The organism is Candidatus Corynebacterium faecigallinarum (assembly GCF_052264515.1).
In the GTDB taxonomy this organism is placed as follows: domain Bacteria; phylum Actinomycetota; class Actinomycetes; order Mycobacteriales; family Mycobacteriaceae; genus Corynebacterium; species Corynebacterium faecigallinarum.
Genome location: NZ_JBQQOC010000001.1, coordinates 110,441 through 123,781, shown reverse-complemented (window position 1 = coordinate 123,781; position 13,341 = coordinate 110,441). Strand labels below are relative to the sequence as shown.

Genomic DNA, 13,341 nt, shown 5'->3' with positions numbered 1-13,341 from the left:
AGGCATGACGAACGAGAAGAACTCGCTGTGGATGGCCGCGCGTATCGCGCGCAGCCTCACCGGTAAGAGCCGCATAACCCCGGTTCTCGGACCACTGGTCGCGGTGCACCGCCGCTACCACCCCAAGGCCGACATCGACATCCTGAACCGGGCCTACACCACCGCCGAGCGGCTGCACGCCGGGGTGATGCGCAAGTCCGGGGAGCCCTACATCACCCACCCGTTGGCGGTGGCCACCATCGCCGCGGAGATCGGCATGGACACCACCACCCTGGTCGCCGCCCTGCTGCACGACACCGTCGAGGACGCCGACTACTCCCTCGACGACCTCACCAACGACTTCGGCCCCGAGGTCGCGCTGCTGGTCGACGGGGTCACCAAGCTGGACAAGGTGGCACTCGGCTCGGCGGCGGAGGCCGAGACCATCCGCAAGATGATCGTGGCGATGGCGCACGACCCGCGCGTCCTGGTCATCAAGGTCGCCGACCGGCTGCACAACATGCGCACCATGCGGTTCCTACCGCCGGAGAAGCAGGCGAAGAAGGCCCGCCAGACCCTGGAAGTCATCGCCCCGCTGGCGCACCGGCTGGGCATGGCGACGATCAAGTGGGAGCTGGAGGACCTCTCCTTCGCGATCCTCTACCCGAAGAAGTACGACGAGATCGTGCGCCTGGTCGCCGACCGCGCCCCCAAGCGCGACCAGTACCTGGCGCGGGTGATCAACGAGATCCAGTCGACGCTGAAGGGCTCGCACATCACGGCCGAGGTGGTGGGGCGTCCGAAGCACTACTGGTCGATCTACCAGAAGATGATCGTGCGGGGCCGCGACTTCGACGAGATCTTCGACCTGGTCGGCATCCGCATCCTCGTCGACAGCGAGCGCGACTGCTACGCCGCGGTCGGTGCGGTTCATTCCCAGTTCCAGCCGATGCCGGGACGGTTCAAGGACTACATCTCCCAGCCCCGCTTCGACGTGTACCGCTCGCTGCACACCACGGTGATCGGGCCGGACGCCAAGGTTCTCGAGGTGCAGATCCGCACCCATGAGATGCACTACCAGGCGGAGTACGGCATCGCCGCGCACTGGCGCTACAAGGAGACCAAGGGCTCTCACAAGGGCGACAGTGCCGAGGTCGACCAGATGGCGTGGATGCGTCAGCTGCTCGACTGGCAGAAGGAAGCCGCCGACCCCAATGAGTTCCTCGACTCGCTGCGCTACGACCTGTCGACCAACCAGATCTTCGTCTTCACCCCGAAGGGTGAGGCGGTGACGCTACCGACCGGGTCGACCCCGGTGGACTTCGCCTACGCGGTGCACACCGAGGTGGGCCACCGCTGTATCGGTGCGAAGGTCAACGGCAAGCTCGTCGCCCTGGAGTCCACGCTGAAGACCGGCGACAAGGTCGAGGTCTTCACCTCCAAGGACGCCAACGCCGGCCCGTCGAAGGACTGGGAGAAGTTCGTGGTCTCCCCACGGGCCCGCAATCGGATCCGGTCCTGGTTCAACAAGGAGCGTCGCGAGGAGACCCTGGACAAGGGCCGCGACATGCTGGCGGCCGAGGCACAGCGTACCGGCATCCCGCTGCAGCGTCTGGTGACTGCCGCGGCCCTGCGCACCGTGGCGACCGAGCTCTCGCGCGACTCGGTCGACGCGCTCTACGACGCCATCGGCAAGGGCGGGGTGTCCGCCGAGCACGTCGTGCACATGCTGCAGGACATCTACCAGGGCGACCAGGACGAGGACGACACCCCGGTCGCCACCACCCCGGTGCGCAAACCCACCCAGCACCAGCAGGTCGCCTCCGGACGCAGCGACGGCTCCGGCATCCTGGTCCAGGGAAACTCGGACTTCTCCGCGAAGCTGGCGAAGTGCTGTACCCCGGTGCCCGGCGACGAGATCTTCGGCTTCATCACCAAGGGCGGTGGAGTGTCGGTGCACCGTACCGACTGCACCAACGCCGAGAAGCTCAACGCGGAGCCGGAGCGGATCATCGAGGTCGCCTGGGCCACCGATGTCCGCGATGCGGTGTTCGTGGTGACCCTGCAGATCGAGGGACTGGACCGTACCGGTCTGTTGTCCGAGGTCACCCGCGTGGTCAGTGAGCAGAAGGTCCCGATCATCGCGACGAGCACCCATGTCGCCGAAGACCGGGTGGCGATGTGCCGTTTCACTTTCGAGGTCTCCGACACCAAGCAGTTGGGCTACCTGATGAACCAGTTGCGCAACGTGGAGGGCGTCTACGACGTCTACCGCGTCACCACCGGCGGGTAGCGGTGGGTAGCGAAGGGTAAGCGGCGCCCGTACTTCGCTGTTCGGCGCAGCCCCAGTTCGGTGCAGCCCCAGAGAGAAATAACCACGCCTGGAGGTACGTTTCCGGCCAGAAAACGTACCTCCAGGCGTGGTTATTTGCTGCTGCCCAGGCGATGACACCGGAGGCCCGGGGTCACCGGCGTCGGCTGAGCTGACTAGGTGTCGACCGAGGCGGTCTCGATCTTCACCTCGTCGGTCGGTTCACCGTCGCCGCCGTTCTCCTGGTTGGCGTCGGCGTTCTCCTCGATGATGCCGTCGAGGGTCTCCAGGCCGTCCTCGGAGATGGTGCCGAAGATGGTGTAGTCGTTGGGCAGCTGCGACTCGTCGGCGACCAGGAAGAACTGTGAGCCGTTGGTGTTGGGACCGGAGTTGGCCATCGCCAGCACACCACGGGTGTACAGGCCCTCCTCCTCGACCTGCTCGCCGTCCTCGTTCCAGCGCGGGTACTCGTCGGGGAAGGTGTAGCCCGGACCGCCGGCACCGGAGCCGGAGGGGTCACCGCACTGCAGGATCTTCATGCCCTCGCTGACCACCACGCGGTGGCACACGGTGTCGTCGTAGAAGGACTCGGAGACCAGGTGCTCGAAGGAGTTCGCGGCACAGGGTGCCTGGGAGTGGTCCACGCTCACGCCGATGTCACCCTTGTTGGTGGCGAGGGTGAGGTCAGTGCTGCCGTCGGTGCGCAGGTCGTCGGCGGAGGGCATCGAGACCTCCTTGGCGGCCTCTTCGCCTTCGGTGTACTCGCAGTCCAGCGGACCCTCGCCGACGGCCTCGGAGGTCTCGGTCTCGTCGGGGAACTCTTCGTCGGCGAGGGTGTCTTGGTCGTCGCCGCCGCGGGTGGCGGCGAACCAGATGCCGCCGACCAGTCCGATCAGGACGACCAGGGTCGCCAGGGTGACGCCCAGTGGGCGCATCTTCTCGCGGCGGGAACGTGTCTTCAGTTCCTTCTCGAGGTTCTTCAGCGCCGCGTCGCGGCGGGAGGAGTTGTCGGACAAAGCTCCGGGGCCCTTCCTTTGAGGTGTGGGTCGTACTTCCAGCGTTTCATTGTTCCATCCCGACCCCTCGGACTCCACCTTTGACGTCGCCGTGGCTCGGCCGTGGTGGATCAGTAGGATTGTCGCCATGTCGACTATCACCGTGGAGAGCCAGCCGGCCGGGCCGCTGGACACCAACTGCGTCATCGTTCACGACGGTTCCGAGGCCACCGTCATCGACCCGGGGATGGGGGCTGCGGAGTTCGTGGCCGCGGTGGTGGAGCGCGACGGGGTGACCGTCACGCAGGTCGTCCTGACCCACGGGCACATCGACCACGTGCGTGGCCTGCCGGAGGTGCAGTCAACCTACAGTGTGCCGTCCTACATGCATCCGGCCGACCAGCCGTGGCTGACGGCGGAGGCGCTCTCGGCGATGGGTCCGCTGGGTGAGATGCACGACACCGCCTCGATGGAGACCCCGGCGGTGCCGACCCCGTTCGCTGACGGTGATGTGCTGACCATGGGCGGTGTGGAGTTCACCGCCCACCTCATGCCGGGCCATTCACCGGGCTCGGTGATGTTCCGCGCCGAGGAGGTCAATGGTGCGGGCCTGGTGCTCGGCGGGGACGTCCTGTTCCGTGGTGGGGTGGGACGCACCGACCTGCCGTTGTCGGACCCGGCGGCGATGGTGGAGAGTCTGCGCCGGATCGTCGCCGAGGATTCGCCTTTCGTCGACACCGACGTTGTCCTCCCAGGTCACGGACCCTCTACCACGGTGGGGAGGGAGAAGGCCGAGAACGGATTCCTGCAGGGTATAGTCTGATTCCGTGAGTGACTCCAGTAACGCTTCCCCTGTCCAGTCGTTCTCCGGCCCGAAGGGGGTGCCGGACTACGTTCCCCCGGCAGCCTCGTCGTTCCATGCTGTGCGCAGCACCTTCGAGCAGGTTATCCACAACTCGGGGTACGGGCACATCGAGCTGCCGGTGTTCGAGGACACCGCGCTGTTCGCCCGCGGTGTGGGGGAGTCCACCGACGTGGTCTCCAAGGAGATGTACACCTTCGCCGACCGTGGTGGGCGTTCGGTGACGTTGCGTCCGGAGGGCACCGCCGGGGTGATGCGTTCGGTGATCGAGCACAACCTGGACCGCGGCCAGCTTCCGGTGAAGCTGACGTATTCGGGCCCGTTCTTCCGCTACGAGCGTCCGCAGGCCGGACGCTACCGCCAGCTGCAGCAGGTCGGCGTCGAGGCCATCGGTGTGGACGATCCGGCGTTGGACGCCGAGGTCGTGGCCCTGGGCGACCGGTGTTTCCGTGCCCTGGGACTGTCCGGCTTCCGCCTGGAGCTCACCAGTCTGGGTGACGACACCTGCCGTCCGGCCTACCGGCAGAAGCTGCAGGACTTCCTGCTGGCACTGCCGTTGGACGAGGAGACCCGTCAGCGGGCGCAGATCAACCCGCTGCGGGTGCTCGACGACAAGCGTCCTGAGGTCCAGGAGATGCTGGTGGACGCCCCACTGATGCCGGACAACCTGTCGGCGTCTGCCCGGGAGCACTTCGAGACGGTCACCGGCCTGCTCGACGACATGGGTGTCGAGTACACCCTGAACCCGCGGCTGGTCCGCGGCCTGGACTACTACACCAAGACCTGCTTCGAGTTCGTCCACGACGGACTCGGCGCGCAGTCCGGTATCGGTGGCGGCGGACGCTACGACGGCCTGATGGCCCAGCTCGGCGGCCAGGACCTCTCCGGTATCGGCTTCGGCCTGGGGGTCGACCGCACTGTGCTGGCTCTGGAGGCCGAGGGCGTGTCCCCGGTGACCGGACGCCGGGTGGATGTCTACGGCGTGCCGATGGGTGTCGAGGCCAAGAAGCGCATGTCCGTGATCGTCGACCGGCTGCGCCGGGCAGGCGTGAGTGCCGACATGTCCTACGGCGACCGTGGTCTGAAGGGTGCGATGAAGGGCGCCGACCGTGCTGGCGCACTGTACGCGCTGGTGCTCGGGGAGAATGAGCTGGAGGCCGGCACCGTGGTGTTGCGCAACCTCGCCAACCGCGAGCAGCAGGAGATCGCAGCCGAGGACGTGGTCCAGGCGGTTCGTACTTCCCTTGAGGTTGGGAAAAGTTAGCAGATCTAAGATAACGTCGGAAAGGACAACAGGAACCTGACCATAAGCTCATAGCGAGCTGACAAGGAGATTCTCGTGGCGACACCCCCGACAGATGAACCATCCGTGCCGACGGCAGATGACCCCGGGGGCGACGCTGGAACGACCTCAACGAAACCGGTCTCGGCGAAGGTGAACTGGCCGGTGTTCTCCACGGCCTCGGTGATCATCATCGCCTTCGTCATCTGGGCGTGGCTCGCTCCAGACTCGGCCGACACCGTGATCAACACCGCCAAGGACTGGATCGCCACGAACCTGGGTTGGTACTACGTTCTCACCGCCGGCGTGGTCGTGATGTTCGTCCTGATCATCGCGGTTCGTCGAACAGGAAACACCAAACTCGGTCCGGACCATTCCCAACCACGCTTCGGTCTGTTCACCTGGGGCGCGATGCTGTTTGCCGCAGGCATCGGTGTGGACCTGATGTTCTTCGGGATTTCCGGCCCAGCCACGAACTTCCTCACTCCGCCAGAGGGCCTGGAGCTGTCCGATGAGGCAGCACGGATGGCCCCGCTGTGGACGATGTTCCACTACGGTATTCCCGGTTGGGCGATGTACGCCCTGATGGGCATGGCCTTTGGCCTGTTCGCCTACCGCTACCACATGCCGCTGAGTATCCGGTCGGCCCTCGCCCCGGTCTTCGGCCGCCGAATCCGTGGGCCGGTGGGACACGGTGTGGAGATCGCCGCAGTCATCGGCACGATCTTCGGCATCGCGGTGTCCCTGGGGATCGGTGTGGTGTTCCTCAACTACGGGTTGGCGGAAATCTTCGGAATTCCGAACAACATCGGGATTCAGATCGGCTTGATCGGCTTGTCCGTGGTGATCACCATCGTGTCCACCGTCTCTGGTGTGGACAAAGGAATTCGGCGGCTCTCCGAGCTCAATGTATGGCTTGCCGTGGCCTTGATGGTGTGGATCCTTGTGACAGGTAAGACTGCCGACCTTCTCAACGCCCTGGTGCAGAACATCGGTGACTTTATCTCGAAGTTCCCCGGCATGATCCTCAACACCTTCGCGTACACCGACGGGGTCGAGGAGTATCCGGTCGACCAGTGGCTGGGGGACTGGACCCTGTTTTTCTGGGCCTGGTGGATTGCGTGGGCACCGTTCGTCGGACTGTTCCTGGCCCGCATCTCGCGCGGCAGGACGTTGCGCCAGTTCATCCTCGGCGTCCTGATCATTCCGTTTACCTTCATCCTGGTCTGGATCTCCATTTTCGGCAATGCTGCACTCGGTTTCTTCCGCGAGGGCGGTGCGGCGAACGAGGAGTTCCTCAACACTGCGGTGGAGACCCCGGAGTCCGGCTTCTTCCTCCTTCTCCAGCAGTATCCCGGAGCGACTTTCGCTGTCGCCCTCGCCTCGCTCACCGGCCTGCTGTTCTACGTGACCTCGGCAGACTCCGGTTCGCTGGTCATGGCGAAGATGACCTCCGTTCCGGACGAGAATTCCGCTACCGACACCGACGGTCCTCCCTGGCTGCGCATCGTGTGGGCGGTGATCACCGGTGCACTGACGCTGGTCATGCTGCTCATCGGTGGGGTGTACACCCTCCAGGCGGCGACTGTGCTGATCGGGCTTCCGTTCTCGGTGATCATGTACCTGCTGATGTACAGCATCTGGAAGGTCCTCAGTGCGGAAGCCTACTGGCTGGATTCGCGACGGTTGTCACTGCCGGGAGCGTTGTCGGACCGCACCGGTACCCCGCAGCCGCGACTGGCGTGGCGAAACCGACTCAAACGGCGGATGAGTTTCCCCACGGCCGCCGAGACCGAGGAGTACGTGGTGAACACGGCCATCCCGGCAATCGAGGAGGTCGCGGCAGAACTCAAGGAGCTTGGGCTGGACGTGACCTGCAAGACAGGTAATCACCCGGAGTACCCGATCCGTTTCATCGACCTGATTGTCGCGTTCCCTGGACAGGACGATTTCAAATACCAGGCCTATCCGGTCCCGGGGCAGGTACCGAACTTCGCTGTGAACCTGAATGTTGAACAAGACACCTACTTCACACTCGAGATCTTCTCAGCCACAGGTTCGCGCGGACACAACATTCTGGGCTACTCGAAGGAGCAGGTTATCGCTGATGTTCTTGATGCCTATGAACTGCATCTGGAGTACATGACGTTGACCGGGGACGGCGGAACGCCGACCCGTGAGGTCCATGCCGTTGCCCCGGAGTTGTGGATCGAGGACGTTCCTGAGAGTGACAAGCGACAGAACGAAGCAACAGAAGGAGAGAAGTAGCATGGCTGAAACTACTGTGACCGGGCCAGAGACGCTGTACATCGAGGGGACGTGGGTGGCGTCCTCGGATGGTGGAACACGTACCGTGACCTGTCCGGCGGACGGGGAAGTGGTGGGAGTGGTGTCGGAGGCGACTTCCGCTGACACCGAGAAAGCCATCGCGGCTGCCCGTCGGGCTTTCGATTCCGGTGTGTGGTCGTCGGTGCCCGCCGGTGAGCGTGGCGACTTCCTGCTCAAGGTTGCCGATGCCTTGGTCGAGCGCAAGGATGAGTTCGCCCGCGCCGAGGCCCTGGACACCGGAAAACGCCTGGTCGAGGCAGAGGGCGACATCGACGATATCACGAACTGCTTCCGGTACTTCGGCAAGATCGCCGACCATAACCCTGGCCGCCTCGTCGATGCCGGAGATCGGTCGGTCATCTCCACCGTGGTCTATGAGCCGGTGGGTGTCTGCGGGATGATCACCCCGTGGAACTTCCCACTGCTGCAGGCGTCCTGGAAAATCGCCCCGGCGATCGCCGCAGGTAACTCCTTCGTCCTGAAACCTGCGGAACTGACGCCGCACACCGGCATCCTGATCATGGACGTCCTCGACAAACTCGGACTGCCGGCCGGTGTAGCGAATCTCGTTCTGGGCGCGGGTGCGGAAGCCGGAGCCCCGTTGTCGTCCCACCCGGACGTGGACATGGTCTCTTTCACCGGCGGTCTGGTCACCGGACGTCGCATCGCCGAGGCTGCGGCACCGACAGTGAAGAAGGTGGCGCTTGAACTCGGTGGCAAGAACCCCAATGTCGTGTTCGCCGACGCTGACTTCGACGCTGCCCTCGACAACGCCCTCAACGCCGGATTCCTGGATTCCGGCCTGGTGTGCTCGGCAGGGACCCGTCTGATCGTGCAGGACACGATCAAGGAGAAGTTCGTCGACGAGCTCGTCCGGCGTGCCGAGGGCATTGTCCTCGGCGGGCCATTCGATGACACGGCCGAGGCCGGTCCTCTGATCTCCGAGGAGCACCGCGACAAGGTCACCGACTACGTCAAGCGTGGTGTCGAGGCAGGTGCCGTCCTGCGCACCGGCGGAAACTGGGGCGGCCCGGACTTGGAGAAGGGCTGCTTCTACCGCCCCACGGTGCTGGACAACTGCACCAGTGACAACCCGGCCGTCGTCGAGGAAGGCTTCGGTCCCGTGATCACCGTGGAAACCTTCACGACCGAGGAGGAAGCGGTCACGATCGCCAACGACACCGAATACGGTCTGGCCGGTGCGGTCTGGACGTCCAACCGTGGGGTGGCCAACCGGGTGTCCCGTGCACTACGGCACGGGACGATCTGGATCAACGACTACCACCCCTATGTCCCGCAGGCGGAGTGGGGTGGTTTCAAGGCGTCCGGCAACGGCCGTGAGTTGGGGCACACCGGTCTCGAGGAGTACCGGGAGGCCAAGCACATCTACGAGAACACCGAACCAGCCGCGACCGGTTGGTTCCCGGCAAAGTAAGAGAAACACAGGAGACACAGGAGACATGGGAGATACCGTGTGTGACAACTACGACTACATCGTCGTCGGGGCCGGCTCGTCCGGCGCTGTCGTGGCCGCCCGACTCAGCGAGGATCCGGAAGTGACCGTCGCACTCATCGAGGCCGGCCCCACCGACGTCGACAAGCCGGAGGTCCTCAACCTCGACGAGTGGCCCGGACTGCTGGAGTCCGGCTATGACTGGGACTACCCGATCGAACCGCAGGAGAACGGTAACTCCTTCATGCGTCACGCCCGCGCCAAGGTGCTCGGCGGATGTTCGTCCCACAACTCCTGCATCGCCTTCCACACCCCGGCACAGGACCTGGACAACTGGGTGACCCTGGGGGCCACCGGCTGGGACTCGGAGACCGTCCTTCCGCTGATCAAGCGTCTCGAGAACAATGAGCGCGGGGGAGACCACCACGGCCACGATGGCCCGGTGCGCCTTCGCTCGGCGAACTCCGGTGACCCGGTCGGCACGGCTGTCCTCAAGGCCTGTGAGGAGCAGGGGCTGCCTACCGTCCCCTTCAACGAGGGTGAGACGGTCAACCATGGTGCGGACTGGTTCCAGATCAACGCCAGCGACGAGGGAACCCGAGGTTCATCCTCGGTGTCCTACCTGCACCCGATCCTGGACCGGGATAATCTGGACATCCTCACCGACCGCCAGGTCTCGCGTGTGCTGATCGAGGACGGTACGGCAACCGGAATCGAGTACCTGGACAACCCCTTCGGTCGACTCAAGACCCTCGACGCCAACCGGGAGGTCATCGTGTCTGCCGGGGCCATCGACAGTCCGAAGCTGTTGATGCTCTCCGGTATCGGTCCGGCCGAACATCTCGCCGAGTTCGGTATCGACGTCCTGGTGGACAGCCCCGGGGTCGGATCCCACCTGCAGGACCACCCGGAGGCCGTGATCTCCTGGGAGTCGAAGGTTCCGATGACAAGGAACTCGTCCCAGTGGTGGGAGATCGGTGTCTTCACCCAGGTCGACGAGGGGGGTGCCAGCGGCCTGGGGTTGCCTGACCTGATGATGCACTACGGTTCCATGCCTTTCGACATGCACACTCGACGCCAGGGGTACCCGACGGCAGACGAGTCCTTCTGCCTGACCCCGAACATCACACATTCCAAGGGCCGGGGTACTGTCCGTCTGCGCTCGACCGACTTCCGCGACAAGCCGAAGGTCGATCCCCGGTATTTCACCGACGAGGAGGGCTACGACATGCACATCGCAGTGGAGGGCATCAAGCTCGCCCGCAAGATAGCCGCGCAGCCAGCTCTTTCCGAGTACACCGGACGTGAACTCTTCCCGGGCGCAGATGTCCAGTCCGACGAGGACATCGCCGACTACGTCTCAAAGACCCACAACACGGTCTATCACCCGGCGGGCACGGTGCGCATGGGCGCGGTCGACGACGACCAGTCGCCGCTGGACCCGGAGCTGAAGGTCAAGGGTGTCACCGGTCTTCGTGTGGTAGATGCCTCGGTGATGCCGCAGCTGACCGCGGTGAACCCGAACATCACCTGCTACCTGATCGGGGAGCGGGCCGCAGACCTGATCCGTGGCTAGTCACTGCTGGAAGTCCTGCTGGCAGGACGCCACGGTGCCGTTGGTGTAGCCGGTGGTGAACCACTGCTCGCGCTGCTCGGAGGAGCCGTGGGTCCAGGCGTCCGGGTTGACCTCTGCGCCACTTCCGCTCTGGATGGCGTCATCGCCGATCGCCTGGGCCGAGGTGATCGCCTGGCGGACCTGCTCCTCGGTCACCGGGTCGAGGACGGCATTGTCGCCCTTGTCGGCGTGCGCGGCCCACACCCCGGCGTAGCAGTCGGCCTGCAGTTCCATCTTCACCGCATTGGAGTCCTCACCGGGGTCGTCGTAGTCCGACAGTCCGAGGTTTCCCTCCAGGTGCTGGATGTGGTGGCCGAACTCGTGGGCGACGACGTACATCTGGGCGAACGGGCCGTCCGACCCGCCCATCTGCTTCAGCTGGGCGAAGAAGTCGTCGCCGATGTAGACGGTCTCGTCACCGGGGCAGTAGAATGGGCCGGTCTGGGCGGTGGAGGCGGTACCGCACCCGGTGTTGACCGTGCCGTCGCCGATGGTGATGGCTGGTTCGACGTAGTCGATACCGGCCTGTTCGGGCAGTAGCTCGGTCCACACCTGGTCGAGGGAGATGGCGGTGCCCTCGATACGGCAGTCATCGTAGTTGTTGGCGTCCACGGGCGTCTGGCAGTGGTCGAGACTGCCGCCGGACTGGCTGGAGACGTTGCTGTTCTGGCTCCCCCCGTTGCTCCCATTTCCCTGGGTGAACAATCCGAGTCCACCGTTGACGAAGAAGAGGATCACGCCGACGATGAGGATGCCGGGGATACCGATGCGCCTGCCCATCCGACTCACCAGCAGCATGGTCAGCAGGTTGCTGCCGCCACCACGGCGGTTGTTGCCACCGACGAAGCCGGGTCCTCCGCCACGCCTGCCGCCCCCGCGACTGCCCCCGGACGATGCGCGTTTACCCATGCCGGAGAGATTGTTGTTGAAAGTCATGGATGAAGTGTAGCGGGGGACGGCGTCGGCTGCGGGTACGTCTACAGTGGACAGCATGACTGACGCCACCGCCTCGCCTGTGTCCGCTGCTGATGTCGCCCTCGTCTGTGAGGGCGGTGGTGCCCGCAACAGTTTCACCGCTGCCACCGTCCACGAGTTCATGGCCTGCGGCGTGCGCTTCGGCTGGATCGGTGGAGTGTCCGCCGGAGCGTCCCACACGGTCAACTACCTGGGGCACGGTCTTGACCGGACACGGGAGAGCTTCGTGGAGTTCACCGCGTCCCCGGCTTCCGGCGGGGTGGGGTCCTTCATCCGAGGCGACGGCTACTTCGACGCCGAGTACATCTACGAGACCTCCGGACTGCCGGGCAGCGATCTGCCGTACGACTTCGACGCCTTCCTCGCCGACCCGACCCCCTTCCGGATCGAGGCGACGAATGCGTTGACCGGCGAGTCCGTGCGGTGGGGCAGGGAGGACATCACCGACCGCGAGTCGCTCTTCAAGCGGGTCCGTGCGTCCTCGACCCTGCCGGTGATCATGAACACCCCGGAGGTCGACGGGATCCCCTATGTCGACGGTGCACTCAGCGGCTCGGGTGGGATTCCAGTCGATGCCGCCGAGGATGACGGCTTCGAGCGGTTCATCGTGTTGTGTACACGTCCCCGCGACTACGTCCGTCCCCAGGTGAAGTACCCGGCGGCGATCCGCCGGCTGCTGGCCCGTCACCCCGCGGTCGCCGAAGCGGTGCTGGGACGCCCCGACCTCTACAATGCGACGAAGCGGCGGCTGTTCGAGCTGGAGAAGCAGGGCAGGGCGCTGTTGTTCTTCCCCGAGCAGATGCGGATCTCGAACACGGAGCGCAACCTCGACAAGCTCAAGGCCAGCTACTACGACGGGATGGTGCAGACCTCCCGGGACTGGGATCGGATGATGGAGTTCATCAGTGACTGACCAGGCCTGACCGGGGATCACGGGGGACGGTCCTCGCCCTCGGTGTCGGCACCGCCCCCCCCCAGGCGCTTGCGCAGGACGAGCCGACACCCCAGGTCGACATCGATCTCGGTGGCCTCAGCGACCTGCTGGAGAACGAGGTCATCCTCGACTACATCGAAGCCTGTCAGACCGGCGACGGAGTCGCCCCAGCAGTCGACCCTGATGTCGCCCCGGTCACCCTCGGCAACGACATCATGTGGATCCGCGAGCAGCTGGGTTAACTTACGCTACCGGCCCTGGGCCCGTAACTACTGCGGGTCGGGCTCGACCAGGGTCGCGTCGAAGATGGTGGCGATCTCCCCGCAGCCGTCGCTACCCAGTTCATCGGTGGGGCCGCAGTCGAAGACCCAGTTCTTTCCCATCACCACGCCCGGGGTCTCCGGGGAGCGTTGGAAGGTCACCGTCGCCGTCGAGGTGGGGTTTTCGGTGATGTGCACCCCGTGGATCCCACGGTCGTCCGGCAGCGTGAGCCCTGCGTCCTGTGCCGGATCGGCGCCGGAACTGGTGCCGGCGTCCGATCCGGAACCGGTATCGGCATCGTCCCCACCGCCGCAGGCGGTGAGGGCCACCGCCAAGGCGGAGGTGA

Annotated in this window: 10 protein-coding genes; 7 read left to right on the top strand and 3 right to left on the bottom strand. The window is 65.0% G+C overall.

Annotated features, from left to right (window positions below):
• Nucleotides 1-4 precede the first annotated feature (4 nt).
• On the top strand, nt 5-2,272 hold the full coding sequence (locus tag ACTXPP_RS00515) for a RelA/SpoT family protein (protein WP_301494044.1): 2,268 nt from the start codon (nt 5-7) through the stop codon (nt 2,270-2,272).
• Nucleotides 2,273-2,466: 194 nt separating this feature from the next.
• Here ACTXPP_RS00515 and ACTXPP_RS00510 read toward each other — a convergent pair whose 3' ends face one another.
• Nucleotides 2,467-3,306, bottom strand: coding sequence for a peptidylprolyl isomerase (locus ACTXPP_RS00510; protein WP_443340421.1), 840 nt, complete (start codon nt 3,304-3,306; stop codon nt 2,467-2,469).
• Nucleotides 3,307-3,433: 127 nt separating this feature from the next.
• Between ACTXPP_RS00510 and ACTXPP_RS00505 the strand changes: the two genes are divergently transcribed.
• The 5 genes from ACTXPP_RS00505 to ACTXPP_RS00485 all read left to right on the top strand — a co-directional run bounded on the left by ACTXPP_RS00505 (nt 3,434) and on the right by ACTXPP_RS00485 (nt 10,786).
• Nucleotides 3,434-4,108: an MBL fold metallo-hydrolase gene (locus ACTXPP_RS00505; protein WP_443340420.1), complete on the top strand. Its 675-nt coding sequence runs from the start codon at nt 3,434-3,436 to the stop codon at nt 4,106-4,108.
• Nucleotides 4,109-4,112: 4 nt separating this feature from the next.
• Nucleotides 4,113-5,411, top strand: a complete 1,299-nt coding sequence (gene hisS, locus ACTXPP_RS00500) for a histidine--tRNA ligase (RefSeq protein WP_301494050.1) — start codon at nt 4,113-4,115, stop codon at nt 5,409-5,411.
• 105 nt (nt 5,412-5,516) lie between these two features.
• Entirely contained in the window at nt 5,517-7,697 is a 2,181-nt protein-coding gene (betT, locus tag ACTXPP_RS00495; RefSeq protein ID WP_443340419.1) for a choline BCCT transporter BetT, read from the top strand.
• 1 nt (nt 7,698) lies between these two features.
• Complete coding sequence (locus ACTXPP_RS00490; RefSeq protein WP_443340418.1) at nt 7,699-9,192, top strand: aldehyde dehydrogenase family protein; 1,494 nt, start codon at nt 7,699-7,701, stop codon at nt 9,190-9,192.
• Nucleotides 9,193-9,217: 25 nt separating this feature from the next.
• Nucleotides 9,218-10,786 carry a GMC family oxidoreductase gene (locus ACTXPP_RS00485; RefSeq protein ID WP_301520197.1) on the top strand — a complete coding sequence of 523 codons (1,569 nt, stop codon included), beginning with the start codon at nt 9,218-9,220 and terminating at the stop codon, nt 10,784-10,786.
• Here the strand turns inward: ACTXPP_RS00485 and ypfJ are convergent, their stop codons facing one another.
• Nucleotides 10,787-11,761, bottom strand: a complete 975-nt coding sequence (ypfJ, locus tag ACTXPP_RS00480) for a KPN_02809 family neutral zinc metallopeptidase (protein ID WP_443340417.1) — start codon at nt 11,759-11,761, stop codon at nt 10,787-10,789. It abuts the gene before it with no gap.
• 55 nt (nt 11,762-11,816) lie between these two features.
• Between ypfJ and ACTXPP_RS00475 the strand changes: the two genes are divergently transcribed.
• Nucleotides 11,817-12,713, top strand: coding sequence for a patatin-like phospholipase family protein (locus ACTXPP_RS00475; RefSeq protein ID WP_443340416.1), 897 nt, complete (start codon nt 11,817-11,819; stop codon nt 12,711-12,713).
• Nucleotides 12,714-13,003: 290 nt separating this feature from the next.
• Here the strand turns inward: ACTXPP_RS00475 and ACTXPP_RS00470 are convergent, their stop codons facing one another.
• Complete coding sequence (locus tag ACTXPP_RS00470; RefSeq protein ID WP_443340415.1) at nt 13,004-13,330, bottom strand: hypothetical protein; 327 nt, start codon at nt 13,328-13,330, stop codon at nt 13,004-13,006.
• Nucleotides 13,331-13,341 lie beyond the last annotated feature (11 nt).

Bases quoted from the DNA above. Each gene is read 5' to 3' on its own strand.
- ACTXPP_RS00515 (WP_301494044.1), top strand. From the start codon at position 5: ATGACGAACGAGAAGAACTCGCTGTGGATGGCCGCGCGTATCGCGCGC.
- ACTXPP_RS00505 (WP_443340420.1), top strand. From the start codon at position 3,434: ATGTCGACTATCACCGTGGAGAGCCAGCCGGCCGGGCCGCTGGACACC.
- ACTXPP_RS00490 (WP_443340418.1), top strand. From the start codon at position 7,699: ATGGCTGAAACTACTGTGACCGGGCCAGAGACGCTGTACATCGAGGGG.
- ACTXPP_RS00485 (WP_301520197.1), top strand. From the start codon at position 9,218: ATGGGAGATACCGTGTGTGACAACTACGACTACATCGTCGTCGGGGCC.
- ypfJ (WP_443340417.1), bottom strand. From the start codon at position 11,761: ATGACTTTCAACAACAATCTCTCCGGCATGGGTAAACGCGCATCGTCC.
- ACTXPP_RS00475 (WP_443340416.1), top strand. From the start codon at position 11,817: ATGACTGACGCCACCGCCTCGCCTGTGTCCGCTGCTGATGTCGCCCTC.